Genomic DNA, 26,108 nt, shown 5'->3' with positions numbered 1-26,108 from the left:
GATTTCTGTTTATTTTATAAATCCACACTGTTTATTTCACAAAAACTATTTCCTTATATAAGTTAAAAATGAAAAATCATAATCATGTTTTTCGTCTCTTGAGTGTGAAACATTTGAAGTTTCTTCCCATATGGAAGCATCAATTTTAGGGAAAAATGTATCAGCTTCAAAACTGTCATGTACTCGTGTTAATTCAATTTTATTAGCCACTAACAACGCTTGCTTATAAATTTCTCCACCACCAATAATAAATGGATTCAAATCTTTTTTCGAGGCATCAATAGCATCTTCTAAACTATTAACAACAATAACACCTTCTGGTACCTTATAGTTATCTTGTCTTGTTATAACAACGTGAGTTCTATTTGGCAATGGCTTAGGAAAACTTTCAAACGTTTTTCGCCCCATAATGATATGATGCCCATTCGTTAAATTTTTAAATCGTTTTAAATCGTCACTTAAATGCCAAATCAATTTATTATCCTTACCAATAGCATCATTCTCTGCAGCTGCAACAATAATAGTAAGTTCCTGTTTTGGACTATTCGTCTTTTCTTTTTGAGGTTTTGGCTCATTATAAACCTCACTTTGAGCTATTAAGGTTTCTTCTTTTACAAATCCTTTTTTTAATTTTTCAATACGCAACTGTTGTTTAGCAACTAGTTTATCTAACTGTTTTTTTTCCCATGCTTTACCCATAAATTTATAAGTAACAAAAACATTAAATAAATGATAAACAAAAAGGAATAGCCACGCTAAAATTGCAAACAAAAACCATTCTTTACCTAATATTTTAAAATCTTTCCCTATGCCTAAAACTGTATTTGCTACTATTAAAAAAACTGCACCTATTAAAAAGAAAACAAAATGAATATATAAACGTTTTTTTTGTTTGATACGATTTTGAGCATTTTCAATTAATTCTAACTGATCTTTATCTATTTGTGGTGTAGGTTTCTTTTTACTAAACATATATGCTATAAATAATTACTGTAAAGTTAAAACATTTTACTGAGTTACTGTTTCATCTAAAAAGCAACAAATGCTTAATCTTTTCCTTAAAAGCCTTTTAAAATTAGGTTTAATATATTAAACCTTTTAGAAATAACATAAATGTATCATCATTTTTTATCATACTTTAATTTTATGTAAACTCATATTAACAAATTGATAATTCTTAACCTAAATACCTTTATAACAATGCAATGTATAAATTTCTTTTGTATATTTGTAGTACAAATAACACAAATAAATAATTATGGCTATCACAAAACAATATTTAAAAAGTAAACCTATCTGTAAAGTAACATTCTCATTGCCTGCTGAAGAGGCTAACGAAGTAGCTGTTGTAGGTACTTTTAATGAATGGAATACTAATGTAACTCCTTTAAAGAAGCTAAAAAATGGAACGTTTAAAGGAACATTAGACTTAGACAAGGATAAGTCTTACGAATTTAAGTATATTGTTGATGGTGTTTATGTTAACGATGCAGAGGCAGATGCTTATACATGGAACGATTATGCAGCATCGGAAAACGGTATATTAAACATTTAATCAATCACATTAAAATATATATAAATTAAGTGCTTTCTTTAAGTAGGAAGTATTTTTTGGTACTTGTATTTGTAGTCAACACTACTTCTATTAAAGACACCATGTCCATAAACATGTATCATTATTTATGGGCATGGCTTAAATATTTTATCAAATAGTATTTATATTAAGTTACGCAACTATCTAGCTGTTAATTAAAAGAAACTAGCACACTTACAAAAAAGAGATTACAGCATACAAATTTATATAATTAGTAGGTTCATTACTCCTTTTCAAAATCTACATCATCAGATGTTTCAATGTCATCACCAAAATCTGCCATTGCTTGAACAAGTCTTTTACCAACTTTAACTAAATAAATAGTATCTTCGGTCTTTACCTCGACAGCTTCAATAACTTCATTCTTAATATTTCTAAAAGAAACAATATCGTCGTCATCGTATCCATCTGGAAATTTTTCAACAAGAAGGTTTAATATATCTTCATTTAATTTTTTGTAATCTACAATTTTACGTAACATATTATTTGGTTTTATAGGTCTAATAAGTATGCAAAAATTAATGGAGCTACAATAGTAGCATCACTTTCTATAATATATTTTGGGGTTTCAATATCCAATTTTCCCCAAGTAATTTTCTCATTCGGTACTGCTCCGGAATACGATCCATAGCTAGTTGTGGAATCACTTATCTGACAAAAATAACTCCAAAACGGCGTACCTGTACGTTCCATATCCTGATACAACATTGGAACCACACATATAGGAAAATCTCCAGCTATACCTCCTCCAATTTGAAAAAAGCCAATACCATTTTTAGAATTTTCGGTATACCAGTCTGCTAAAAAGGTCATATATTCTATCCCAGATTTTACCGTACTTGCTTTTAGTTCTCCTTTTAAAACATAACTAGCAAAAATATTCCCCATAGTACTATCTTCCCAACCAGGGACAACTATGGGTAAGTTTTTTTCTGCTGCAGCGTACATCCATGAATCTTTTAAATCTATTTCATAATATTGCTCAAGCACGCCAGACAATAACATTTCATACATAAATTCATGTGGTAAATAACGCCCACCTTTATCATCAGCTTCTTTCCATATTTTAAAAATATGTTCCTGCAAACGTCTAAATGCTTCTTCTTCTGGAATACAAGTATCTGTAACTCTATTTAACCCTTTTTCCAACAAATCCCATTCTTCCTTCGGAGTTAAATCTCGATAATTTGGCACACGTTTATAGTGAGAATGTGCTACCAAATTCATAATATCTTCTTCTAAATTAGCACCAGTACAAGAAATAATTTGTACTTTATCTTGTCTAATCATTTCCGCAAAACTTTTACCTAATTCTGCTGTACTCATTGCTCCTGCCAGAGAAACTAACATTTTTGCACCAGAATTCAATTGGTCTTCATAGCCTTTTGCGGCATCTACTAAGGCTGCAGCATTGAAATGCAAATAATGTTTTTCTATAAATTGAGAAATAGGCCCTTTAGTATTCATCATCATCACTAAATTTAGAAATATTACTCTTTTGTTTTATATTATCGTAAGTATTATTATCATAATAATAATCTCCAGAAACTTCACCTATAAATTTATAACTTAACATCTTATAATACAATTTTGCAGCTAAAAAATCTGAAGATTTTTCTTTCTCATTAGGACAAAGCTCTACAATATCAAATCCAACAACATTTTTTTCAGAAAATACTTGTTTTAAAAATCCTAAAGTTTCGTACCAAAACAAACCTCCTGGTTCTGGAGTACCTGTGCTTGGCATAATTGAAGGGTCTAACGCATCTAAATCAAAAGTAATAAATACATTATCTGTCATTTGATCTATTGCCGAATCCATCCAAGTATCATCAACAGCCATTTCATGAGCAAAATAGGTTTTTTCTTCGTCCATTATTGTTTTTTCAATAATATCCATAGAACGAATTCCTACCTGAATTAAATTTGTAGTTTGACTCGCTTCATAAACGGCACAAGCGTGATTACATGTAGAACCTTCATATTCTGCTCGTAAATCTGCATGCGCATCAATATGTAAAACAGTTAGGTTTGGATACATTTCATTAAAAGCACGAATGGTTCCTATAGACACGGAATGCTCTCCTCCAAAAATGGTAACGAATTTATTTTTTTTAATATGTTTTTTTGTAATATGGTGTACTGCATCCACCATAGCCTCTGGAGATGTAGCTTCTGTAACAGCATCTACTAAATGCACGCCTTGTTTATATACCTCAGTATCTGTTTCAATATCATAAAGTTCCATATTTTCCGATGCATCTAAAAATGCATCTGGACCTTTATCGGCACCTTTTTGCCATGTACTTGTACCATCATAAGGCACAGGTATTAAAACAATTTTTGCACTTTCTAATTTCGCATATTCTTCTGGAATTCCAGCATAAGTTTTAGTTTGCATAACCTAAAATTTTAAGTAAGTCTTCACTTTTTTGTTGTTCGCTAAATAATTGTGTTGTAGTATTTCCATCTTCATCTTTATCTATTAAAATATGTTTGGGCGACGGTATTAAACAATGTTGCAAACCTCCATAACCACCTATGGTTTCTTGGTAAGCTCCTGTATTAAAAAATCCAATATATAATGGTTTCTTTTTATTGTATTTTGGTAAGTATATCGCATTCATATGCTGCTCACTATTGTAATAATCATCGCTATCGCATGTTAAACCACCAAGTAAAACACGCTCATAGCTATCATCCCACCTATTTATTGGCAACATAACAAAACGTTTATTTATAGCCCAAGTATCTGGTAAAGTGGTTATAAATGACGAATTAATCATATTCCACTTTTCGCGGTCATTTTGTTGTTTCTGGTACAACACCTCATATATTCCACCTCCACTCTCTCCTACCGTAAAGCTTCCAAACTCGGTAAATATATTTGGCACATCTACATCTTCTTCCTCGCAAACTGCTTTTATTTGATTGATAATTTCATCAACCATATATGCATAATCAAAATCAAAAGCTAATGAGTTTTTAATAGGAAACCCACCTCCAATATTCAAACTATCTAAAGATGGACAAATCTTTTTTAAGCGCGTATACACCTTTAAACACTTCGCTAATTCATTCCAATAATAAGCATTATCACGAATACCCGTATTAATAAAAAAATGAAGCATTTTAAGATTAATCTTATTGTTTTCTTTCAATTGACTCTCATAAAAAGGCACTATATTTTTATAGCCTATTCCTAATCTGGAAGTATAAAATTCAAATTTAGGTTCTTCTTCAGACGCTATACGAATACCTACATTAAATTCACCATCAATTTCCTGAGACAGTAAATCTATCTCCTCATAATTATCAATAATAGGAATGCAATTTTTATGTCCCTCATTTATCAATCTTGAAATATTAGTAATGTATTGTGCTCGTTTAAAACCATTACATATTACAAATGTTTCATCTGTTATTTTCCCTTGAACTTTCAGGTTTTCAACAATATCAATATCAAAAGCAGATGATGTTTCTATATGAATATCATTCTTTAATGCCTCATTCAGCACATGCTTAAAATGAGAACTTTTTGTACAATAACAATAGCTATAATTAGCCTTGTAATTGTTCTTTTTAATTGCATCTGCAAACCATTGCTTAGCTTTATTAATATTATTAGATATTTGCGGTAAATATGTAAATTTTAAGGGTGCACCATAAGTTTCAACCAAATCCATAAGGTTGACTCCATGAAATTCCAATGCCCTATTTTTTAATTTAAATTCCTCTTGTGGGAAATCAAAAGTTTGATTGATTAAATCAATATATTTAGTATTCATTTATTTTTCAAAAAAAAGTTAAAGATGTAAACGACAGGTTAACTTAGAGTTAAGCCAATGAAAAATAAATGATATCAAATACGAATTTGTCTTCGTGTAGTAGGTACAAAGTTATAACTATGCTGGTTAGCATTAATGGATAAAACGGAAGTTAGCTTTAAAATTCGGTTACTTATCCCATAAGCTGCTTTTGAATATGACTTCCTAATTTCCAAAAGCCCGAACAAAGAAACATGTTTCAATCTGTTCAGCTAATAATATTACAAATGAAATATAAAAATTTGAAATATTAACTTTTTTGAAAGAAAAATTTTTCGGAAACTTTAAAAATTTATTAGGGCGTAACCTAAAGGTCGGGCTATACGTTACAATCTTTTTGCTCGTTCCTCACAAAAAGGATTTTCACTACTATCCCTTACGCAAAAACTATAGCAAGCACAAAGGCCTAAGCTATTTTATATTAAGAAATAACAAAAGTAATACCATGGCTCATAATCTTTAACATGGCAAATTAATAAATTAGTAATGAAGAGAATATCTGTTTTATAGCATCTTAAGCGTATTCAATTCTTGCTCGGTTAAGTGTTTCCAGCTACCACGTGGAATATCCTTTTTAGTAAGATGCCCAATAGCAACACAATCTAAATTTACGATCTCGTATTTTAAATAATCAAAAATAGTTCGTATTAGTATATTCCCTGTATTTTTAATTTTTAAACCAATCTCTTTTTTTGAAGCGCTATCTATATAACTAATCTCTTCAACACTAAAAAGTTTACCTTCTATCTTAAAGCCTTCTTGGATCTTTTTTAAATCTTCTAGTTTTAAGTTTCTATCTAATTCTATATGGAATAAACGCGCTATCCCGTGTTTAGAATTAGTAAATTTACTTACAATACTTTCATCATTAGTAAACAAAAGTAAGCCCTTCGAGTTACGCCCTAAGCGCCCTATAGGTTTTATTCTTGAATTTGTAGCATTAGCAACTAAATCCATAACTGTTCTACCTTTACCTTCACTAGTAGTTGTAGCAAAACCTTTTGGCTTGTTAAGCAATACATAAGCTTTTTTCTCTGGATTAATTCGAGCTCCATCATATCTTACCTCATCACCAATCTTTACCTTATATCCCATTTCTGTAATTACTTTACCGTTTACAGAAACAAGACCTGTAGCAATATGTACATCTGCATCTCTACGCGAACATATTCCTGCATTAGCAACGTATTTATTCAATCTAATCTCATCTGGATTCGATTTTTTTGCAGGAGTAGAAGGTTTAGAACCTCCTTTATTTGGTTTTATAGGTGCATTACCTCGAGCATAACTTGTATTCCTACTTGTCTCATGCCCTCTACCAGATGGTTTCCCCTTACTCTTGTTATTACGTTGCTTACTCATAATTTTAATTTTTTGCAAAGGTAAGTAAAGACATTGGCTTTCAAACATCAAAAGCTAAATAACCTTTACTAGTTTATAATCATTTAAATTCAACAGTAGATTGACGTTCTCTATTAACATTAAGTTTTGTTACATCTGGTCTTGAATAATGTCCAACAGGATCAAAGTTTTGACGTTCTTCCAATACACGATTAAAGTCAATAGTTTCAATAATTAAACCTTCTTTATGTAAAACAGGCTCTGTAACCCATTCGCCATCTGGTCCTGCGATACAACTTCCGCCATTAGCTAAAACGTCTGGGGCATTTTCTAGAATTTCACCTAAATGAGGTGTATCTTTTGGAAAATCATTTTTATTCATTAAACTAGATACCGAAATTACAAACGAACGAGACTCCCTCGCTATAAAACGTGTAATATCTTTGGTATTATATTCACTACCTGGCCATACGGCAATATGTAAATTTTCTCCCAAACCATATAATGCTGCCCTAGGTAGCGGCATCCAATTTTCCCAGCAATTTAAACCACCTACCGTAAAATCTTTTAAGGGATGAACTTGCAAACCATTCCCATCACCAGGAGCCCAAGTTAAACGCTCATCGTAAGTAGGCTGTAATTTTCTATGAACAGATTGAATCTCACCTTCTTGATTAACATACACTAAAGATGCATATACACTATGTCCTCCTCTATCTAGAGGACGTTCAATAACACCTAAATAAATTGCTATATTATGCTCTTTAGCCAGCTTACAAACAGTATCCAAATCACCATTTTCAATAGTAATTGAGTTTCTAACGTAATGCGCATGTATCTCTTTATTTACCTTTTTATCCCATTCTGCTCCTCCCGTTAATGCTAACCAAAAAGGATATCCAGGAATTAACCCTTCTCCAAAAATAATTAATTCACAAGCTTCTTTTGAGGCTTCAATAATAGAATTTTCAACTTTCTTTAAAGTCTCTTTTTTATTTAACCATACTGGTGAAATTTGTGCAAGCACAACTTTTAATAAATTATTCATCATACTAAATTCGATTTAAAATAACACTAACATCAATTAATAAGATGCTAAAAACACCTGCAAGAACTATAAATTTCAAAATATTATGAAGCACTAAATATTGTGTTTTTGTTTTAGATTTCCAAAGTAATAAAAGAAACACTAACAATAATAAAACACTCAGATAAAAAAAGAAATACATATGTCCTACTTCATACTTATAAAGCAAAAAATATACAGGAACTAATGCTAATAAAAACAATATAGTCAGCATTGTTTTTGAGGCTTTCTCCCCATAAACTACAGGAATCGTTTTATAATTATGAGCTAAATCACCTTTTATATTTTCTAAATCTTTAGTTAATTCTCGCATCGAAATTATTAAAAATAAAAACATCGCATGAACAAAAATGACTGTTTCAAAGTTTTTATAATATATAAAAATGGCAAAAAATGGTGTTATAGTTAAAATTGCAGAAGTTATATTACCTACAAAAGGCATTTTCTTTAATTTGTGTGAATAAAACCAAATAGCAAAAATATAAACAGCAAAGAAAATTACGGCACTAAAAGACACATAGCTTACCATTACAACCGCTAGAAAGTTAAGCACAAAATAAAAAGACAGTTTTGTATTTTGACTTACCAATCTATCTAACCTAGATTTAATAGGTCTGTTTATTAAATCTTTTTCAGAATCATAAAAATTATTAATAATATAACCTCCAGCTATAGTTGCCGCCGAAGCTAAAACCAATATGAGTAAATTAACATCAAAAACAACTTCCTTTAAAGCTTTATCGTGTGCTAAAATGTAAATAGAAGTTAAATATTGAGCAACTACTATAACTAATATATTATAGCCTCTAACTACAGAAAACATACTAAAAAACTTAAGTAAAATGTGTTTCTGTCTTCGGGTTAACATAAAAGAAGTAATTTAATTAAGAGTTCATCAACTATAACATTAACGATGACAAACACTTAGAAATTATAAACAACTTCCAATTTATAAGCTGCAAGAGATTGTTTTGCTTTATCTATATCCTCAGTAAATCCTAGAATATATCCACCACCACCAGAACCACAAAGCTTTAGGTAATATTCATTTGTTTCTATACCCTTTTTCCACAATTCGTGAAATTGCTGTGGAATCATAGGCTTAAAATGACTTAAAACCACTTTCGATAATTGTTTTGTATTTCTAAATAAAGACTTTATATCTCCATTTAAAAAATCGTCAACACAAGCATCTGTATGTTTAATAAATTGATTTTTAAGCATACTACGGAAACCTTCTTGCTTCATGTTTTCCATAAACAAACTTACCATAGGTGCTGTTTCTCCTATAATACCACTATCTAATAAGAATACAGCATTCTTACCTTCTGTTTTTTGAGAAGGAATTCCTGTTGCTTCAATATTATCTTTAGAATTTATAAGTATTGGAATGCTTAAATAGCTATTTAAAGGGTCTAACCCTGAAGATTTACCATGAAAAAATGATTCCATTTCAGAAAAAATAGCTTTAAGCTTTAAAAGCTTTTCTCTTGTTAAATTTTCTAGAACCGTAATCTTATCTTGAGCGTATTTATCGTAAATAGCAGCTACAAGGGCGCCACTACTCCCTACTCCATAACCCTGAGGTATAGACGAATCGAAATACATGCCTGTATTTACATGACGCTTTAATAGCTCAATATCAAAAAGAACTAATTCAGGATTAATCTTTTCTAAATAATCAATATATCGCTTTAAACTTTCGTTAGATGTTTTAGCACTTTCATTTTCAGAAAGATTTTCATCTGCCTTTAAAGCGCCATTATAAAAACTATAGGGGATAGATAAACCTTTAGAATCTTTAATAATTCCATATTCTCCAAAGAGTAATATTTTCGAGTAAAAAAGCGGTCCTTTCATAAAATTAATTAAAAATTAATAATGTAAAATTAATAATCAATGCTTAGATGATTTAACTATATTCACTAATAATCTCAACATCTCGATTGATTTGGGTTTAAATACTTTAAATTCATCTTCATCAATAAATTTAGTTTCATCAAGTAAATCTAACCAATAATCGGTTTTCATTTGTTTCTTTAAGACTTATTGACCTTACTTACAAAATCCGGTTTACTTTGGGCAAATTCTGTTTCTCTCATATTTGCACCTATTAATGTTCCTGATTTTAATAATTGTCTTGACATTACATATTCTTTCTTATTGTATGCCAATTCCTTATATAAATTTATAATATCTACTGCAAAACTAAAGCTTTTATCTTTAATAACATTTTGTTTCATAATAATTTGAATTAAAATCAGCGATAAACATACATTTTAATTATTCACTATTATCTATTTAATTATTAATTAATTTTGCTCCAAAACCAATTTTATCACTAATATAATGACCATTTTGACAATATCCAACTAACTCGTTCTTAATAAATTCGAGTACTTTTCCCGATTCTTTTTCTGGATACAACACATGTACATTTGCTCCTGCATCTAAAGTAAAGCATACTTTAGAACCAGACTCTTGTCTATACGCCCAAATCTTATTTATAATTTCCAAAGTATTTGGTTTCATTAAAATAAAATATGGCATGCTCGTCATCATCATCGCATGAAGCGTTAATGCTTCACTTTCAACTAGAGCTATAAAAGCATCTAAATCACCTTCTTTTAAAACATTAATTAGGTGAGATAAGTTAGTGCGAGCCTGTTTAAAACGTTCTCCCGCAAATGCATGACCATGCATTAAATTATGCCCAACAGTACTACTTACTTGCTTTTCACCTTTATCTACTAATAAAATTGTATCATGATAATTTTTAAAATTTTGATGTACCTCAAACGGATACTTAACTCCAAATAAATCTGAACTTCCTACAACATTTTCATGTTCTCCCCAGACAACCAAATCACCTTCAAGACTTCTACATGCACTTCCCGAACCTAATCTTGCTAAAAAGGATGCTTTTTGAGTAAAAAAATCTTCAAAATTTTCTTTACCCCCTTCAACTTTGCTTAGAGCACTGTTTAACACAAGCTCTTTTTCCATACTCATTAAACATAATGCCAAAGCACTCATACCAGATGCCGATGAGGCTATACCAGAACTATGCGGAAATGTGTTAGATGTTTCTATTTTAAAATGATACGTTTTTAAAAAAGGCAAATACACCTCAATTCGTTTAAAAAACGTCTCGATTTTAGGTTTAAAATCATCTTTCTTTTCTCCATCTAAAAAGACTTCAAAAGAAAAACTATCTTGATTTTCTTTTTTAGAAAAGCTTAATATTGTTGTGGTTTTACAATGATCTAGAGTAAAACTAATAGATGGGTTTTCTGGGATTTGATCTTTCTTTTTTCCCCAATATTTCACCAAAGCAATATTACTTGGAGACGACCAAGTAAAACTTCCGTTTTCAACTGAATTCGTGTAAGGTTGCGGGATAAATTGTTGCTCTGTCATATATTAAATATCAGAAATCAATGATTAATTTTTGGCAAAAATAGGAAATATCTAATGGTCTTACTCGATAACTCATGACATTGCTATCAACTTTACCATAGTTTTATAATTTCTTGTTGTTGCTGAAACTTTTAATTTTCGTTCAAAAAAATTATTGTTGCACTTTGCCTTTCCATATCCGTTTAAAGAATAGAAATAGACGCATTGATCTTTAATATAAAATGTTTCGTTTGGATAATCCTCTTTTAATGTAGAAATAACCAATTCTTGACTTGGAGTTGTATGTAATAATGTAAAATAACTTTTTTCTTTTTTTTCTTCTGAAAAAGGACAACTATCAAAGATTTCTTTTATTTCTGATGAAGTTAGCACTAAAACAGGAACTTCAAATCCAAAACACTGTTGGATTTCATTTTGAATTATTTCTTCTAAGGCCTGTTTATTACCTTCTGAAGATTGAAATACCACATTCCCACTTTGAATATAGGTTTGAACGTTTCTAAACCCTACCTTAGAAAGTAATTCTCGTAATTCTGCCATAGGAACTTTTTTACATCCGCTAACATTTATCCCCCTTAGTAATGCTATGTATTTTTTCATCATTTTGAAATTGATTTAGCAACAATATAACCACCAGTCCAAGCATTTTGAAAGTTAAACCCACCAGTAATTGCATCTACATTTATCACTTCTCCAGCAAAATATAAATTTTTATGTAATTTACTTTCAAAGGTCTTAAAATTAACTTCTTTTAAATTGATTCCTCCTGCAGTTACAAATTCTTCCTTAAACGTACTTTTTCCATCAACATTAAAAATAGCTGTTGTTAATTGGCTTGATAAATTTTCTAATTGTGATTTATTTAAATCTGCCCATCGGGTTTCTTCATTCATATTTGATGCTAAAACTAACTTATGCCAAAGGCGTTTAGGCAAATCAAATTGCGTCGATTTATACACTGTTTTTTTTGCTAAGTCTTGTTTTAAAATTTTTAAAACCTCCAAACAATCGTTAAAAGACTGTCTTATAAAATTAATTTCTATTTGAAATTTATAATCACGTTTAGCAAGTTCCAAAGCTCCAAAAGCAGATAGTTTTAAAATTGCTGGAGCACTCATTCCCCAATGCGTAATCAACAAAGGGCCTTCACTCCATAAATCTGTATTTATAACTTTCACCTCTACATGTAAAGCGACCACTCCAGGAACATCGGTTATACGTTCGTCTTTTATATTAAACGTAAATAATGAGGGAACAGGCTGAGAAACAGTATGCCCAAAGCCTTCTATAAGCTTCCATATTTTAGTATTACTTCCTGTTGCAATTAATAATTTTTCTGATGAAAATTCACCTTGGGAAGTTTCTAGAGAAAACCTGTCATTATGTTTTTTTATAGATTGTACTGAATGATTGTATAATATATCAACCTTATGTTTTTTGGCTTCACTTAAAAAACAATCTATAATCGTTTGCGAACTATTAGTTACAGGAAACATGCGTCCATCATCTTCTATCTTAAGTTCAACACCTCTTTTTTCAAACCATTCTATAGTATCGCCCGTCATGAATTGATGAAATGGTCCTAAAAGTTCTTTTTCACCACGTGGATAACTCTGTACCAATTCTGAAGGGATAAATTCTGCATGTGTGACATTACATCTACCTCCTCCTGAAACTTTCACCTTTTGGAGCCCTTCTTTTCCACGTTCTAAAATAGCTACTTTTAATTTCGGATTTTGCTCCGCAATATTAATGGCTGCAAAAAAACCTGCCGCTCCACCTCCTACAATTATTACGTCTTTTTCAATCATATACTATCTGGGAAATCTGAAATGATACCATCTACACCATAGCTCTTTACTCTTTCTATGGTTTGTTTATTATTTACCGTCCAAGTAAACACTTTATAACCTTGCTTTAATTTTGCTATATTTTCTTTAGTTAGCATCGTATAGTCTGGATGAATCGCGATCGCATTTATAGTCTTACCAAAAACAGCCGACTGTTCTAAATTTATATCTGTAAGTACTCCTAAAGGTACTTTTTTATTAATATTGTATACAGACAAAAGTAAAGCTTCTTGAAAACTAGACACTATAAAATCTTGATACTTCCAACCTTTTTCTGCGACATAACGATCAATTATTCTACAGATCTCTTTAAAAGTCTCCTCCCCCTTTAGCTCAATATTTATAAAACATTTTCTATTAACAACATTTAAGACCTCTTCTAGCGTAGGTATACTATATTTATCCTCTACTTTAATTTTTTTTAATTCAGTAAGTGTCTTTTTTGAAATTTCACCTGTACCATTTGTAATTCTATCTAATGTGAAATCATGAAATACCACTAACTCACCAGAAGCACATAAATGTACATCTATTTCAATACCATCAACTCCAAAATCTAAAGCCCACTGTATAGACTCTAAAGTGTTTTCTGTAATATGTCCTTTGGCTCCTCTGTGCCCTATAGACAAACAGTTTCTATTCATTTAATTTTAAATTCAAAAAATGTAAATTTAATATTTATTATTTTGGTCAAATGAATAAATTACTCTTATTAACTTTATTATTAATTTTTAGTTGTCAAACTACGAATTCAAACATTATTGCAGATCTTCCAAAAGCTTTAAATGAAGTTTCTGGTATAGAAACTACAATAAATTCTGATTTTATTTGGATGCTGAATGATAGTGGCAATGCTCCTAAACTATTCGGATTAAACAACCAAGGAGAAATCATTCAAAAACTAAAAATTGACGCCAAAAACAACGATTGGGAAGATTTAACTTCAGATAAAAAAGGCAATCTCTACATTGGGGATTTTGGCAATAACACCAATAAAAGAAAAAATCTAGCTATATTAAAAGTTAATAATGATGATTTATATAGTTCTGATAAAGTTGACATTAAACGTATTTCTTTTAAATATCCAAATCAAAAAAAATTCCCTCCCAAAAAGAAAAATATGCACTTCGACTGCGAAGCTTTTTTTCATTTTAACAATAACTTATATCTGTTTACTAAAAGTCGTGTAAAAAACAATTATGGAAAAACATATTTATATAAAATTCCTGCTAAAAAAGGCAAGCACATTGCAAAATTTATAGGTTCATTTAACTCCTGTAGCGATTTACAATGTTGGGTAACATCAGCAGATATTAGTAACGACGGTAAACAAGTAGCTCTACTTACTCAAAAGTCCATATTTGTTTTTACCAATTTTGTTTCAGACAATTTCTTTAACGGAACGGTTAAAACCTACAATTTTCATTCTGACACACAAAAAGAAGGTATTTGTTTTAAAAATGCTAAAACAGTATACATTACTGATGAAAAAGCACATGGTGATGGCGGAAATTTGTATGAATTTGGGCTATAATCCACTAAGTCAATCCTATTTTTATTATTTAATCATATAGATACAAAAAAATATTAAAGATTCATTTAAAACATAAACTATATAGATTCCGTTTCATACCAATCTTCTCGATTATTTATGTTTTTATTAGATAAAATTTGATTTAAACGAATTTGATTTTTCTCATCTGAAATTAACCATTCTCGCAACTTAATTTCATTATCTATTATATAGTTTGGGTTCATTGCTATATCTCTAGTTTTGTATAATCCTGTTTTTTCATCTTTATAAAGTTCACAGCATATATTAGCATTTTCTATTTGAAGCATATATGAAAGTATTTCATAATAATCTCTAGGTTTCTTAATTCCATTATCTAAAACAACTAATGCTGATTTTTCTAAATCACTATGTATGGCAGTGCTATTACAACTAGAATCAAATTTATATTCCATTAAACGATACAATAGCCTACCTAAAACCTTATGTTGAGCATATTTAATATTTGAAGGATCACTGTTTATTGTTTCAAGTAAAACAATAAGGGCTTCTGGTCGTTTAATTCGTATTGTATTTTTAGAATTTGTTGAAAAATTACAACTAAAGAAAACTAAAAGGGATAATGAAATAATGATTACTAGTTTTGACATAATACTGGGGGTATTTAATTAAAATTAAGTAGGAAATCTTATTGAAATATATTTTTAATTTATTCATTATTAAACTCATCAAAACATAATGACTACCAACCTATTAATTCTTAAAAAAGACATGAACTGATGTTTATAATATTTCATTACTCTGTCAAGTCTTAATATTTTTTGCTAATTTCTATTATATAGTTGGTGATATTATTAGGAACTTTCTAACAACACTATACTTGACATGATTATTTAGAATATAGTTTTTTATCATTTTTTATTTATAAGTATATACAATACTGACATTAAGATACATGTTTTATAAAATGGTTGCTCAACAATTTGAAATAAAATCTTTATTCTGCTAAAATAAATTCTTTCAAACAAAATAACAATTAATATACTATTCAAAAAACAACAAAAGGGTGTATGGATTAAAACCATACACCCTTTTTTAACATTGTATAAATACTTATTTCTCTTCTCTCTTATAATATGTTACTATGCTCGCTTTTGCCAACGTATTATTCCAAAGATAATAACCTACCACAGCTGGATTAGTCGTTTCATTTAACCCAAGTTTATCTGTTTTCAAGGCATAAACTGTAATAATATATTGATGTAAGCCATGTCCTTCTGGTGGACAAGGACCTCCATATCCATTTGCTCCATAATCTGTTATACTTTGAATAGTTCCTTTTGGTGTTAAATTAAGTTTGACATTACCTGCATTAGCTACCAATTCGTTTACCTTAGACGGAATATCAAACACAAGCCAATGCCACCATCCGCTACCAGTTGGCGCATCTGGGTCGTACATTGTTACTGCAAAACTTTTAGTACCCTTCGGAGCGTTCTTCCAAGATAACTGAGGAGATTGATTTTTTCCTGTACAACCAAAACCATTAAACTCTTCATTAATTGTAGACTCTCCACCTAAGCTACTGCTAGACAATGTAAACGTGTTTTGAGCAAATAACGCACTTGACACCATTAATAATATTCCTAAAATAAAATTTGTTCTCTTCATAATATTCGTATTTAATTATAAATACAAATTTATGAGTCAAATAAGAATATGATGTATTTGATTCCGCTCAAAAAGTATTGCTAAAAGCTCAATTTAATTGGTATTGTTTTGGAGTAACGCCATACTTTGTTTTAAACGCTTGTATAAAGTTAGATAAGTTTTCATACCCCATATCTTCAAATATATCTGATGGTCTTTCTAACTTTTCTTTTAATAAAAAAGCGGCATGTTCCAGTCTTTTTTCTTGAAACCACTTACTTGGTGAATTATGAAAATGTTTTTCAAATTCTCGTTTAAATGTAGACACACTCATATTCGATAAAAAAGCAAGCTCTTTTAACGATAATTTGTTTAATTTATTAGACTCTACAATCTCTATAAAATGTTGAAGTTGACTGCCTACATGCGGTATTAAAGAAAAAATGAATTCTACACCTTTAGTCTCTATTAAATACAACATAAGCTCTTCAAATTTTAACTCTAATAACTTTGTTTGAAGTTCTAATTTAAATTTACTTATATCTATAAGTCCATTAACAAATACCTTTAAATAATCGTCGTATTTAAAAGTATGAACAGATGCTCGATTACTATACTTTTTAATGGATATTTTATGTTTTTGAATAAATTTTAGAAGAGATTCATCTGTAAAGAAAAATAAAATACTCCTATAATTATCAATGGTATTAGAAAGTTTTTCAGTCATCAAACAATGGCCAGATTTCATCAATAAGAAGTTTGAATTTTCTATAGAAACAGAGGTCTTATCAGCAAACACTTCTTTATGACCTTCCATTAAAAAACTAAATGTATTCTGCCCTAGAGATACCATTTGTTTCAAACTTTCTTTAGATGTTTGATAATCAAAAACCTTGAAAACACTAGAGCCTCCAGTTTTTAAATCTTCTGGTAAATTAATTATTTGCATATTTTGATTATCTCAGATGTATTTTATCGTTAATCCAAACTTGTATTATGCTGAATATATTTACCAACAATAATAGCGGTTACAATTACTAAATAGAATTGTCCCATAAGCCCTGTAATAATAGCTGCCTTTTGAGCTAAAGGCGTTACTGGAACAATATCTCCATAACCAATAGTCATTAAGGTTATGTATGAATAATACATAATACTATCTAAGCCCATATCAATATTACTACTTTGTATAATAACACCTTTAAACGAGTTTGGCTCTAAAAGAGCTATCGTTGTAAATAAGAAAAACGCAATAAAACCTAATGATATATAACCACACATTAAACCAATAACCACAGTATTATTAACACGTTTAGCTCTCCATATTTGCAATATTATTTGATGTGTAACGAAGATGTAAAAAATAAAATAAACACTTAAACGGATTAAAAAATTCTCTTGAAAATCGGTATCTTTCTTCAACATACTACTTCCAAAAACAAGTAATGAAACCGCAAAAAGACCTATTAAAAACCACATTAGTTTTTTCTTTTTTGAAATCAACAATATGCCTGCCATAGTATTAATTAAAAACAACGTTGGCGTTAATATGTCTTCAAAAAAATCGTTTGGAAAAAGTAATGATCCAAACAAAATAAAAAGCTGTGTTAAAAAGAAAATCTCAAACCTATGTTTATACAATTCTTTAACCATACTAATCTTAATATTAAAACCCAAATCCTAATCTAAACGCTAAACGTACGCCGTCATCACTAGAAAATGCAGACAGATTAAATGTCATCATATCTGCTGCATTGGCATAAACACCACCACCTATTGATGTATTCCAACCATTAGAATTATGATTAGCATCTAATAATAAGGCATTGTCTACCCATACTCGTCCATAATCCATACCACCGTAAAGCCCTATATTTAATGGCAATAAACTGGTTTTCATCTTATGTAAATTTAAACGTAAATCTGTACTTTGCACAAAAGCGTTCTTCCCTGTAAATCGTTCGTTTCTAAAACCACGCAGGCCATTGTTTGCACCAATGTTTGCAGCTTGATAAAACTCAAAATCATCTCCAAAATTAATATGTCCTTTAAGTTTTGTTGCTAAAACTAATTGTCCACTTGACACCAATTTATAATCAATCCCAAGTTCTGGAATTAAATACCCAAACCCTCTAGATTCATCTGTATTATTTTTATATCCAGTCTCAATAGCAAATAACATCCCTAGTGTTGGAAATGCTTCATTATTTGAGTTTTTAAATTGATATTTTGCATGAATTCCATAAAAATCATCATTAACCTCAACATCGTCACCAATAAATTGATCGTTAATAAAACGCCCTTCAGTTTCTTCTACTTCAATAGATTCATAAGATAACCCTATTTCAAAACTTGCGCCTATACGACCTCTCCATATTAAAGATGGTGCAAACTTTAAGGTGCTTAACTTAACTCGATTATAATCTAAATCGACATCTAGTCCATCATTTTCATCTGCTTCTGGGTTTGGTGTACTGTTACCAAAACCAAAAAAATTCATTGAATAATTCGGGCTTGTAAACTTAGCGTCTATTTCTAAATTCATATGCCCTATAACATTTGCAAATTCACCTTTATAACCAAAATCGAAACCTTGGGTTGCAAAATAATATCCTCCAGAAATAATATGTTGCACTGTAAATGGATTACGCTCAAACCCATAACGTGTAACAGTATTTACAAACCCAACTCTAAAACCATCATCTGGATTTGCTCCTAATGAAGGTATAAATTGATTTGAATTATTCTTTAACTTCTTATAATCGTAAACATTCGTTTCATAATCGTCTGTTAACTTTTTAGCACCATTACTGGTTAAAAACTCATTGTTTTTAGTTTTATGATCGTAAACTTTAAGTTTCTTTCCATTAGTTATATTGTAAACATCTTTATTTTGACCTCCTATTAATTTTACTCTAATAAGTTGGTTACCTGTTCCAAAAACCTCAAACCTGTCATCATCATCTAATCCATAAATCCAAATTTCTCTGGTATCTGTTGAAGTATATGTACGCTGATGGAACATACCATCTTTTTTACCTTTCTTTATTCTATATGCCGTTACTTTAGTTTGTCCCTCTGGTAAACGCTCAATATCAAACCAATCGTCTTTATTAGTTCCTTTTATAACAGCGTATTTATTAATATGCTTATAATAGCTATCTGATATTTTCTGAAGATTAGCACGTCTTCCTATTAGTTTTTCTCTGATGGTTTTAATTGTACTTTGATTAACTTCTGGTGGAAAGCTTTTAAAAGCTTCATAAATAACAGCATCGGTTAAATTATTTACAATACGCGTGACTTGTGCATCCCAAACTGATTTCCCTGACTGATTAATTAAAGCCATATCTAAAGGATAGGGTTCTAAATTAAACCATTTTGGGCTCTTTAATTCTTCATCAAAACTTCTCATTAATCGTAAAGCAGGTACAATGGTAGTGGTTACATTTAATAAAGCTCCATCTGCCATAATTGAAAATGCCTGATCCCGGTCTCTTGGTACAGGGCGATATACCGTTTTTCCTTTTTCTTTAAATACTGCCCAACGCCATTGGTCTTCATGTCTATCCCAATCTCCAATAAGCATATCGAATAAACGGGCTCTTATATAAGCGGCTTCATCAAGAAGAAAGTCTTCATCTTTATTCAGTTTTTTTAAAACATCGTCTGTACTTATTAATGTATTAGAAAACCCAAAACTTGCTTTATCTCCATGTCCAGAGTCTGTACGCTCCTCTATCATATACAGCTCGTTACCAAATTCGTTATTATATTGCCCTAATGCCTTTTGTTTTGGCACATAATACAATACAGGATTGGTATGATAAACACCTACAGCGTCCGATAGTTTACCTATAGTAAATGGTGCATATGGATGGGATCCTGTAAACACATCAAGCAATAAGTCTTCGGTAAAAGTATCGTTAAATTGTCCTTCTATGTATTGATCTTTAAACCCTACAGCTTGTAAATATTGAATGGCATTTTTACGTAGCGCTCGCATAACATATTGGCGCCCTTGCTTATCTTTTAATCGTAATGATTTCGATTGGTGTCCACCTCCTTTTCTCATAGGTTTTAAACCGCCCAACAAAGTATCTAAATTTACTGTTGGCGCTTTAACTTGTGTTCCAAAATCTTCTCTGTAACGATTTCCCCAAAGCGATTTATAAAACCCGCTTTTAGTTATTTCTTCTTGGGCATAAATAGATGCTACTTGAGTGTCTGGAAATGTTGATTTATAATTTCCAGGAATCTCTTTTTTATCCTTCGAAAGAACTTCTGTTTGAAAAATAACTTCATTATTTGAATAAAACCGAACATAAGATGAGCCATCCTTAAAAATATCTAAACGTGCATAACCTGATGCTCCATAAGAAAATTGACCGCCTCCAACATTACGAGTTGGTGTTTCTTTTGAGCCTGCTCCACTTACTATTTGTGGTAAATTATCCTGAACGATGTATTGAAGATTATGATCATGACCAGATACAAAAATAGTTTTATCATTTTCTTGAGCAAGTGTAATAATACGTTTTCTAAAGGTATTATATAATTTATTCTGAATATCTACTATGGTTACACCTCCTGCTTTACGAATTACATTTTTTAATGTTCCTAAAACAGGTAAAGGCTTCATATGACTTTCAAATGAGTATTGACCACCATGAGATCCATTAGAAAACATAGGATGATGAATGGCTATTAACGTTGTCTTGCCTCTAGCTTTTTTAATTTCGCCCTCTAATTCATCAAAAAACTTGGTTCTTGTTTTAATTTCACAATCATCATTTATGGTTGGATGTTTATTCCAGTCTGTTAAATACCATTCTGAGTCTATAACAATCAAAACAATATCATCGGAAATTTTCACCCTTTCAATAGGGCAACCGTTTTCTGGTAGAAAAGTATTTTTTCCTAACTTATTTTCAACATATTTCTCTTGCCTTTTTAAACCTTTTAAACCACCATTGTACCAATCATGATTACCAGGAATAAATATGGTTTTGCCTTTAAAATCTTTTACAACTCCTACTTGTTCGTTAAGTTGATGTTCTGCAAAAGCACGTCCTTCGTCACTTTTATTAGGAAGCCCTTTTGGATAAATATTATCGCCTAAAAAAAGTACAGTACTGTGTTTTGAAGCTTTATTAAGTTCTTTTTTAAATGCTTTTAATGCATTAGAAGGTGTTCTTAATGGCGAATTTCCCGCATCACCTATTAAGTAAAAAGAATGTACAATCTCCTTTTCTGGAAAGTCACTATTGATATTTGCTTCCTTATAATGAGGGTTATAAGTTGCACAGGCATTCAATAATAAAATAACAAAAAAAGCAGAACTAATTTTAGTGCTTACTTTCATATTGTTTATAATGGATTAGTTGTCTCTTCTTCTATATTATAAAATCTATTCCAGCTTGAAATTATTGTAAAACATAACGATTTTCTATACTTTATTATAAACTCAAGCTTCATTACAAAATCTTAATATAGAATTTAAGTTTAAATTTATGTAAAATTATTTAATTCCAGCTCAACAAGCTCCGCTCCTCCCAATATTTTTTAGGAGATTCTTTTATTGATTTAAAAAAATCTAATTCCTGCTCTGTTAGATTAAAGTCTAAAGCCTTTAAATTCAATTTTAACTGGTTTGTATTTGAAGCACCGCTTAACACATAGGTTGGTTGCAAACTATCTATTATAAATCGCAATGCAATAGCATCTTCTCCAACTTGATACTTCTGGGATAATTCACTCAGTTTTTTATAAAATACTCCGTAGTGCTGAAAGTTTTCATTTTTAAAGACACGTCCATTTGCTAAAGCTTCTTTAATAATAACTGATTTACCTTGCTGAAGTACTTTTTTTAATACTAATAAAGTAGATTGCTCAAAAATATTATAAGTTACTTGAAAACTATCAAACAGTAGTTCTCCATCAACTTGAACTTTTAATGCTGTTTCAATAACCTCTTTTTGATTTGCTCCACTAGTCGTAATACCAATTTGTAAACCTATTTCTTTTTTAATACTATAAAGTCGTTTTAGTACTTCCTTATTTTCTAATATACCACTTTCAAAAGTAGCTGAATGCACTTGATAGATTTTTAGCTCTGGAAACATATTTTTAGATGTTCCCCACTGCTCTAACAATTTAGTTAACGAATGTTCTTTTACTTCATGCTGCCCTTTAAAACCTAACTTCCAATTAGCCAAATAGGTATAGCCCCATTTTGTTCCCAAAATAACATCCTTATGTTTTCTTGCTGTATTCCAAGCTTCTAAAAAAGCTTCACCCTTACCATATGATGGCGCTGAATCAAAATATCGAACACCAAAATTATAGGCTTCATCCAGTACAGATAATGCGTTACTTTTAAAAGCTTCTTCAGATTTATCTACAATGCTACCAGATCTAATATTAATATATTCTGGCCTACCCAAAGCAGCAAGCCCTAATCCTATTTTAGTTATTGTTTTATTGGTACTCATATTAAACCTACCCTATTTAGAGTCATTAACTTATAATTTCAGTTTCAATAATCACTTCACTTTGTAATGTTTTGTGTACTGGACATTTAGAAGCTATTTCTTTTAATCTTTTAATTTGTTTATCATCCAAATTCCCAACAAACTTCAATTTTTTATTAATATGATCCAAATATAATGGTGTTTCAACTTCAAGTCCCAAATCGTCACTATGCTTTCTGGAATGTGTAACATATACAAATACTTCTTGTAAATCCCAGTTTTTACGTTGCGCATACATTTTTAAAGTCATTGCCGTACATGCTACTAGTCCTGCATTAAGGTATTCGTATGGAGATGGCCCAAAATCGTCTCCTCCAATAGACTCTGGTTCATCTGCAACTATTGTATGCTTTTTGGTTTGAATGGTTGTAGTAAAGTTATCTTCTACCAAATTTAAATGCCCTACTAATTGCTCGCCATTGGTTTCCAACATGTCATTGTCTTGGGGTTCGAAATAACGTTGTACCCACGCTCCAATAACATTGCCTACATATTTACTATCTCTAGGACTCGTTAATAAATGGTCTGCATTATCTAATGTTATAAAGCTTTTAGGGTGCTTTGCGTTATGGTATAATTTTTCAGCATTTTCTATACCTACAACGGTATCGCTTGGAGCATGTAAAATGAGTAAAGGCTTTCGTAATTTTTTTACGATAGTTGGTAAATCTGTTTTTCCAAAATCTTCAACAAATTCATTATTAATTTTAAAAGGACGTCCTCCTATATTGACTTCTACTTCGCCTTTTTGTTTTACTTCTTCTATACCATGCGAAAATAAATGAGTAACATGGCTTACTGTTGCGGGAGCTCCAACTGTAGCTACAGCTTTAATGTTTTTTAATTGATAGGCTGCCGATAATACTGCTGCTCCACCAAGAGAATGTCCTACTAATAATGATGGTGCTTCGTAATTAGCTTCCATATATTGACTTACAGCAATTAAATCTTCAACATTCGCTGAAAAATGACTGTTAGCAAATTCGCCTTCGCTACGTCCTAGTCCTGTAAAATCAAACCGCACTACTCCAAAACCGTATTGAGTTAATACCCTACTAATATTTTTAACGGCTCCTAATGCACTTGAACATGTAAAACAATGTGCAAAAACAGCGTAATTATTTGGTTTTTGATTTGCTGGCAATTCCAAATATGCTTGAAGTTTTAATCCTTTATTGTTTTCTATATATAATTTTGAACTTTTCATTCTATTAAATGATTTAGTTTTGCTTTATCTGCATGTTTTGAAAACCTATTTAATACTAATTTTAATTTTGGATTGATAAAGGTTTTACAAAATGGTTTATTAGGGTTTTTATAATAATAGTTTGCAATTTGTTCTCGCGAGGCTTTAAACGTATTAAATAGCAACACTTTAATTATTAATTTATTTTCAAATAAATTTTGAAATCCTTCTAAAATAATACTAACATCTTCTTTTTGTTTTTCTGAAAACGTATATATGGCCGATCGATATTTATCTCGCATAGAATGACTGCTTGTACTTTTATGCGTATATAAATGAACTTTTATAAGTGTTTTTAATGATATTTCTTTAACATTAAAATGTACAATAACGGCTTCTGAAAACGTATTGTTATCATTTACTGATGCGACATAACCTTGTTCTACTTTTGTGACACCTTTTAATGATTGGTATACGGCTTCTGTACACCAATGGCATCCTCCTCCTAATGCTATTTTTTGAGACATTTTATAATTACGAACTACAGGACAACATAGAACAGCCTACTTTGTCTCTTGCCCAATCTGGTCGTTTTGCAAACCATTTTTCGTATTCTGGTTGTTCGCTATAGGGTTGTTTTAAAAGTTGAAATAATTCATCTATTAAATTATAGTTTCCTTTATCTCCATCATCAATTGCTAACTGTGCCATATAATTTCGCAGCACATATTTAGGGTTCATGGCATTCATTTTTTCTTTCCTTTCTTTATCTAAAAGTGTTTCTTCTTTCAATCGAGATGCATAGCGCTCAAACCAATTATTCCATTGTTCTTTAATGCTTCCTGTTATTTCTTCTGAAATGTAAAATGCGTCTCTTACAACTTCTAATCCTTCTGAATGGTTTTCTTTTTCAAAGTGACTTAAATTTCTAAAGAAAATAGTCATATCTGTTTCCGTCATTTGCAGAGCATCTTCTAAATCTTGAATTAATAACTTATCGTTTTCAATTTCAGATTGTAAGCCTAATTTAACCCGCATCATTTTTAAAGATTGATCGTCAAAATCGGTTTTATATTGATTTAGTATTGCTTCTAATGCTGGTGCATCTTCAATTAAAGGAAAAATAGCATTTGCTAATTGAAGCAAATTCCATAATCCAATATTGGGCTGATTTCCATAACGGTATCGTTTATTTTGCCTATCTGTTGTGTTTGGTGTCCAGCCAAAATCGAAACCTTCTAACCAACCATAAGGACCATAATCTATGGTTAGTCCCAAAATAGACATGTTATCTGTATTCATTACACCATGTACAAACCCTACGCGTTGCCAATGGATAATCATTTTTAAAGTGTGTTCTGATACTGCTTTAAAAAACTGAATATAGGTTTCTTTTGAAGGCTTACCTAAATGCGAAAAATGATGTTTTATAGTATAATCCACCAAGGCTTTTAGGTTTTTATTGTCTTGTCTTGATGCGAAAATTTGATAGTTCCCAAAACGTAAAAAGGATGGTGCTGTTCGGCAAACTATAGCGCCTTTTTCATAAGCGGGATTGCCATCGTACATCACATCTCTAAGCACTTTATCTCCAGACAATGCTAAAGACAATGCGCGTGTTGTAGGTACGCCTAAATGATGCATAGCTTCGCTGCATAAATATTCGCGAATAGAGGAACGTAATACAGCTAAACCATCTGCTGTTCTAGAATATGGGGTTTCTCCAGCTCCTTTTAGTTGTAAAACCCAACTCTTATTTTTATGTTCAATTTCAAATAAATTAATAGCTCTACCGTCTCCCAATTGTCCTGCCCAATTTCCAAATTGATGCCCTCCATAGCACATAGCATAAGGCTTGGTATTGGGTAACACGTCGTTTCCTGTAAAAACGTTTAAAAACACATCGCTTTTACTATCACTTTCAAACAAACCTAAATCATTAAGCATTTCTGGAGACACATGTATCAATTCTGGATTTGTTGTTTTTTTAGGTGATACATAAGAAAAACAGGCTCCCGAAACTTGTCGTCTAGCACTTCCCTGTACAGGATCTGCTGGTAATGCTTTTGTGAATTTATCTTTTATGTTTAGTTTCATATATTACATT

Annotated in this window: 26 protein-coding genes; 2 read left to right on the top strand and 24 right to left on the bottom strand. The window is 30.7% G+C overall.

The annotated features are described in order from the left end of the window. Positions 1-45: 45 nt before the first annotated feature. On the bottom strand, positions 46-972 hold the full coding sequence (locus A8C32_RS19940; protein WP_083253312.1) for a dihydrofolate reductase: 927 nt from the start codon (positions 970-972) through the stop codon (positions 46-48). Positions 973-1,258: 286 nt separating this feature from the next. On the opposite strand from A8C32_RS19940, the gene A8C32_RS09970 reads away from it, so the two are divergent. Next, positions 1,259-1,555 carry an isoamylase early set domain-containing protein gene (locus tag A8C32_RS09970; protein WP_069830288.1) on the top strand — a complete coding sequence of 99 codons (297 nt, stop codon included), beginning with the start codon at positions 1,259-1,261 and terminating at the stop codon, positions 1,553-1,555. 262 nt (positions 1,556-1,817) lie between these two features. Here A8C32_RS09970 and A8C32_RS09965 read toward each other — a convergent pair whose 3' ends face one another. From A8C32_RS09965 to A8C32_RS09905, 14 genes are all read right to left on the bottom strand, one after another. Continuing rightward, positions 1,818-2,075 (bottom strand): hypothetical protein, encoded by a 258-nt coding sequence (locus A8C32_RS09965; RefSeq protein ID WP_069830287.1) that lies wholly within the window; start codon positions 2,073-2,075, stop codon positions 1,818-1,820. Positions 2,076-2,086: 11 nt separating this feature from the next. Then, the gene (locus A8C32_RS09960) at positions 2,087-3,061 is read right to left on the bottom strand and encodes a deoxyhypusine synthase family protein (protein WP_069830527.1); all 975 of its coding nucleotides are present in this window, start codon (positions 3,059-3,061) and stop codon (positions 2,087-2,089) included. After that, positions 3,051-3,995 carry an agmatinase gene (gene speB / locus A8C32_RS09955; RefSeq protein ID WP_069830286.1) on the bottom strand — a complete coding sequence of 315 codons (945 nt, stop codon included), beginning with the start codon at positions 3,993-3,995 and terminating at the stop codon, positions 3,051-3,053. The genes A8C32_RS09960 and speB overlap by 11 nt, the downstream gene beginning before the upstream one ends. Then, positions 3,985-5,382: an arginine decarboxylase gene (locus A8C32_RS09950; protein WP_069830285.1), complete on the bottom strand. Its 1,398-nt coding sequence runs from the start codon at positions 5,380-5,382 to the stop codon at positions 3,985-3,987. The genes speB and A8C32_RS09950 overlap by 11 nt, the downstream gene beginning before the upstream one ends. 543 nt (positions 5,383-5,925) lie before the next feature. Then, positions 5,926-6,783, bottom strand: coding sequence for a pseudouridine synthase (locus tag A8C32_RS09945; protein WP_069830284.1), 858 nt, complete (start codon positions 6,781-6,783; stop codon positions 5,926-5,928). Between the two features lie 79 nt (positions 6,784-6,862). Continuing rightward, a complete protein-coding gene (locus A8C32_RS09940) occupies positions 6,863-7,810 on the bottom strand; it encodes a carbon-nitrogen hydrolase family protein (protein WP_069830526.1) in 948 nt (315 codons plus the stop codon). Between the two features lie 4 nt (positions 7,811-7,814). Further along, the gene (locus A8C32_RS09935) at positions 7,815-8,717 is read right to left on the bottom strand and encodes a geranylgeranylglycerol-phosphate geranylgeranyltransferase (protein WP_069830283.1); all 903 of its coding nucleotides are present in this window, start codon (positions 8,715-8,717) and stop codon (positions 7,815-7,817) included. 56 nt (positions 8,718-8,773) lie between these two features. Continuing rightward, positions 8,774-9,709 carry a mevalonate kinase family protein gene (locus A8C32_RS09930; protein ID WP_069830282.1) on the bottom strand — a complete coding sequence of 312 codons (936 nt, stop codon included), beginning with the start codon at positions 9,707-9,709 and terminating at the stop codon, positions 8,774-8,776. A gap of 36 nt (positions 9,710-9,745) precedes the next feature. Continuing rightward, complete coding sequence (locus tag A8C32_RS21090; RefSeq protein ID WP_240491729.1) at positions 9,746-9,880, bottom strand: four helix bundle protein; 135 nt, start codon at positions 9,878-9,880, stop codon at positions 9,746-9,748. Between the two features lie 8 nt (positions 9,881-9,888). Continuing rightward, positions 9,889-10,092 (bottom strand): four helix bundle protein, encoded by a 204-nt coding sequence (locus tag A8C32_RS21085; RefSeq protein ID WP_240491728.1) that lies wholly within the window; start codon positions 10,090-10,092, stop codon positions 9,889-9,891. Positions 10,093-10,150: 58 nt separating this feature from the next. After that, positions 10,151-11,269 carry a diphosphomevalonate decarboxylase gene (locus A8C32_RS09920; protein ID WP_069830281.1) on the bottom strand — a complete coding sequence of 373 codons (1,119 nt, stop codon included), beginning with the start codon at positions 11,267-11,269 and terminating at the stop codon, positions 10,151-10,153. Between the two features lie 72 nt (positions 11,270-11,341). Next, entirely contained in the window at positions 11,342-11,872 is a 531-nt protein-coding gene (locus A8C32_RS09915) for a DUF1697 domain-containing protein (protein ID WP_240491727.1), read from the bottom strand. Further along, positions 11,869-13,080, bottom strand: coding sequence for a BaiN/RdsA family NAD(P)/FAD-dependent oxidoreductase (locus A8C32_RS09910; protein WP_069830279.1), 1,212 nt, complete (start codon positions 13,078-13,080; stop codon positions 11,869-11,871). Before A8C32_RS09910 ends, A8C32_RS09915 begins: the two co-directional genes overlap by 4 nt. Next, positions 13,077-13,763, bottom strand: coding sequence for a glycerophosphodiester phosphodiesterase (locus A8C32_RS09905; RefSeq protein ID WP_069830278.1), 687 nt, complete (start codon positions 13,761-13,763; stop codon positions 13,077-13,079). Before A8C32_RS09905 ends, A8C32_RS09910 begins: the two co-directional genes overlap by 4 nt. Before the next feature lie 50 nt (positions 13,764-13,813). Here A8C32_RS09905 and A8C32_RS09900 point away from each other — a divergent pair, with 50 nt between their 5' ends. Further along, positions 13,814-14,653 (top strand): hypothetical protein, encoded by an 840-nt coding sequence (locus A8C32_RS09900; RefSeq protein WP_069830277.1) that lies wholly within the window; start codon positions 13,814-13,816, stop codon positions 14,651-14,653. 77 nt (positions 14,654-14,730) lie between these two features. Here A8C32_RS09900 and A8C32_RS09895 read toward each other — a convergent pair whose 3' ends face one another. The 9 genes from A8C32_RS09895 to A8C32_RS09855 form a co-directional block, all read right to left on the bottom strand. Next, positions 14,731-15,282 carry a hypothetical protein gene (locus A8C32_RS09895; RefSeq protein WP_069830276.1) on the bottom strand — a complete coding sequence of 184 codons (552 nt, stop codon included), beginning with the start codon at positions 15,280-15,282 and terminating at the stop codon, positions 14,731-14,733. A gap of 463 nt (positions 15,283-15,745) precedes the next feature. After that, positions 15,746-16,303 carry a YbhB/YbcL family Raf kinase inhibitor-like protein gene (locus A8C32_RS09890; RefSeq protein WP_069830275.1) on the bottom strand — a complete coding sequence of 186 codons (558 nt, stop codon included), beginning with the start codon at positions 16,301-16,303 and terminating at the stop codon, positions 15,746-15,748. Between the two features lie 88 nt (positions 16,304-16,391). Beyond that, positions 16,392-17,231: a helix-turn-helix domain-containing protein gene (locus A8C32_RS09885; RefSeq protein ID WP_069830274.1), complete on the bottom strand. Its 840-nt coding sequence runs from the start codon at positions 17,229-17,231 to the stop codon at positions 16,392-16,394. A gap of 29 nt (positions 17,232-17,260) precedes the next feature. Then, on the bottom strand, positions 17,261-17,875 hold the full coding sequence (locus A8C32_RS09880) for an ion channel (protein WP_165605826.1): 615 nt from the start codon (positions 17,873-17,875) through the stop codon (positions 17,261-17,263). A 73-nt stretch (positions 17,876-17,948) separates the two neighbouring features. Then, on the bottom strand, positions 17,949-21,647 hold the full coding sequence (locus A8C32_RS09875; RefSeq protein ID WP_069830272.1) for a metallophosphoesterase: 3,699 nt from the start codon (positions 21,645-21,647) through the stop codon (positions 17,949-17,951). 160 nt (positions 21,648-21,807) lie between these two features. Beyond that, positions 21,808-22,776: an aldo/keto reductase gene (locus A8C32_RS09870; protein WP_069830271.1), complete on the bottom strand. Its 969-nt coding sequence runs from the start codon at positions 22,774-22,776 to the stop codon at positions 21,808-21,810. 25 nt (positions 22,777-22,801) lie between these two features. Next, complete coding sequence (locus tag A8C32_RS09865; RefSeq protein WP_069830270.1) at positions 22,802-24,022, bottom strand: bifunctional alpha/beta hydrolase/OsmC family protein; 1,221 nt, start codon at positions 24,020-24,022, stop codon at positions 22,802-22,804. Next, positions 24,019-24,528: a peptide-methionine (S)-S-oxide reductase gene (locus A8C32_RS09860; protein WP_069830269.1), complete on the bottom strand. Its 510-nt coding sequence runs from the start codon at positions 24,526-24,528 to the stop codon at positions 24,019-24,021. The genes A8C32_RS09865 and A8C32_RS09860 overlap by 4 nt, the downstream gene beginning before the upstream one ends. Before the next feature lie 7 nt (positions 24,529-24,535). Next, on the bottom strand, positions 24,536-26,098 hold the full coding sequence (locus A8C32_RS09855) for a protein adenylyltransferase SelO (RefSeq protein WP_069830268.1): 1,563 nt from the start codon (positions 26,096-26,098) through the stop codon (positions 24,536-24,538). Between the last annotated feature and the right edge of the window lie 10 nt (positions 26,099-26,108).

Origin of the sequence: Flavivirga aquatica (genome assembly GCF_001747085.1) — a bacterium.
Classification (GTDB): Bacteria; Bacteroidota; Bacteroidia; order Flavobacteriales; family Flavobacteriaceae; genus Algibacter_C; species Algibacter_C aquatica.
This window is presented reverse-complemented; position numbering and strand designations above follow the sequence as displayed.

Bases quoted from the DNA above. Each gene is read 5' to 3' on its own strand.
- A8C32_RS09965 (WP_069830287.1), bottom strand. From the start codon at position 2,075: ATGTTACGTAAAATTGTAGATTACAAAAAATTAAATGAAGATATATTA.
- A8C32_RS09950 (WP_069830285.1), bottom strand. From the start codon at position 5,382: ATGAATACTAAATATATTGATTTAATCAATCAAACTTTTGATTTCCCA.
- A8C32_RS09910 (WP_069830279.1), bottom strand. From the start codon at position 13,080: ATGATTGAAAAAGACGTAATAATTGTAGGAGGTGGAGCGGCAGGTTTT.
- A8C32_RS09945 (WP_069830284.1), bottom strand. From the start codon at position 6,783: ATGAGTAAGCAACGTAATAACAAGAGTAAGGGGAAACCATCTGGTAGA.
- A8C32_RS09970 (WP_069830288.1), top strand. From the start codon at position 1,259: ATGGCTATCACAAAACAATATTTAAAAAGTAAACCTATCTGTAAAGTA.
- A8C32_RS09930 (WP_069830282.1), bottom strand. From the start codon at position 9,709: ATGAAAGGACCGCTTTTTTACTCGAAAATATTACTCTTTGGAGAATAT.
- A8C32_RS21085 (WP_240491728.1), bottom strand. From the start codon at position 10,092: ATGAAACAAAATGTTATTAAAGATAAAAGCTTTAGTTTTGCAGTAGAT.
- speB (WP_069830286.1), bottom strand. From the start codon at position 3,995: ATGCAAACTAAAACTTATGCTGGAATTCCAGAAGAATATGCGAAATTA.
- A8C32_RS21090 (WP_240491729.1), bottom strand. From the start codon at position 9,880: ATGAAAACCGATTATTGGTTAGATTTACTTGATGAAACTAAATTTATT.
- A8C32_RS09870 (WP_069830271.1), bottom strand. From the start codon at position 22,776: ATGAGTACCAATAAAACAATAACTAAAATAGGATTAGGGCTTGCTGCT.
- A8C32_RS09900 (WP_069830277.1), top strand. From the start codon at position 13,814: ATGAATAAATTACTCTTATTAACTTTATTATTAATTTTTAGTTGTCAA.
- A8C32_RS09905 (WP_069830278.1), bottom strand. From the start codon at position 13,763: ATGAATAGAAACTGTTTGTCTATAGGGCACAGAGGAGCCAAAGGACAT.
- A8C32_RS09895 (WP_069830276.1), bottom strand. From the start codon at position 15,282: ATGTCAAAACTAGTAATCATTATTTCATTATCCCTTTTAGTTTTCTTT.
- A8C32_RS09860 (WP_069830269.1), bottom strand. From the start codon at position 24,528: ATGTCTCAAAAAATAGCATTAGGAGGAGGATGCCATTGGTGTACAGAA.
- A8C32_RS09875 (WP_069830272.1), bottom strand. From the start codon at position 21,647: ATGAAAGTAAGCACTAAAATTAGTTCTGCTTTTTTTGTTATTTTATTA.
- A8C32_RS09855 (WP_069830268.1), bottom strand. From the start codon at position 26,098: ATGAAACTAAACATAAAAGATAAATTCACAAAAGCATTACCAGCAGAT.
- A8C32_RS19940 (WP_083253312.1), bottom strand. From the start codon at position 972: ATGTTTAGTAAAAAGAAACCTACACCACAAATAGATAAAGATCAGTTA.
- A8C32_RS09885 (WP_069830274.1), bottom strand. From the start codon at position 17,231: ATGCAAATAATTAATTTACCAGAAGATTTAAAAACTGGAGGCTCTAGT.
- A8C32_RS09935 (WP_069830283.1), bottom strand. From the start codon at position 8,717: ATGTTAACCCGAAGACAGAAACACATTTTACTTAAGTTTTTTAGTATG.
- A8C32_RS09940 (WP_069830526.1), bottom strand. From the start codon at position 7,810: ATGAATAATTTATTAAAAGTTGTGCTTGCACAAATTTCACCAGTATGG.
- A8C32_RS09865 (WP_069830270.1), bottom strand. From the start codon at position 24,022: ATGAAAAGTTCAAAATTATATATAGAAAACAATAAAGGATTAAAACTT.
- A8C32_RS09920 (WP_069830281.1), bottom strand. From the start codon at position 11,269: ATGACAGAGCAACAATTTATCCCGCAACCTTACACGAATTCAGTTGAA.
- A8C32_RS09915 (WP_240491727.1), bottom strand. From the start codon at position 11,872: ATGATGAAAAAATACATAGCATTACTAAGGGGGATAAATGTTAGCGGA.
- A8C32_RS09890 (WP_069830275.1), bottom strand. From the start codon at position 16,303: ATGAAGAGAACAAATTTTATTTTAGGAATATTATTAATGGTGTCAAGT.
- A8C32_RS09960 (WP_069830527.1), bottom strand. From the start codon at position 3,061: ATGAATACTAAAGGGCCTATTTCTCAATTTATAGAAAAACATTATTTG.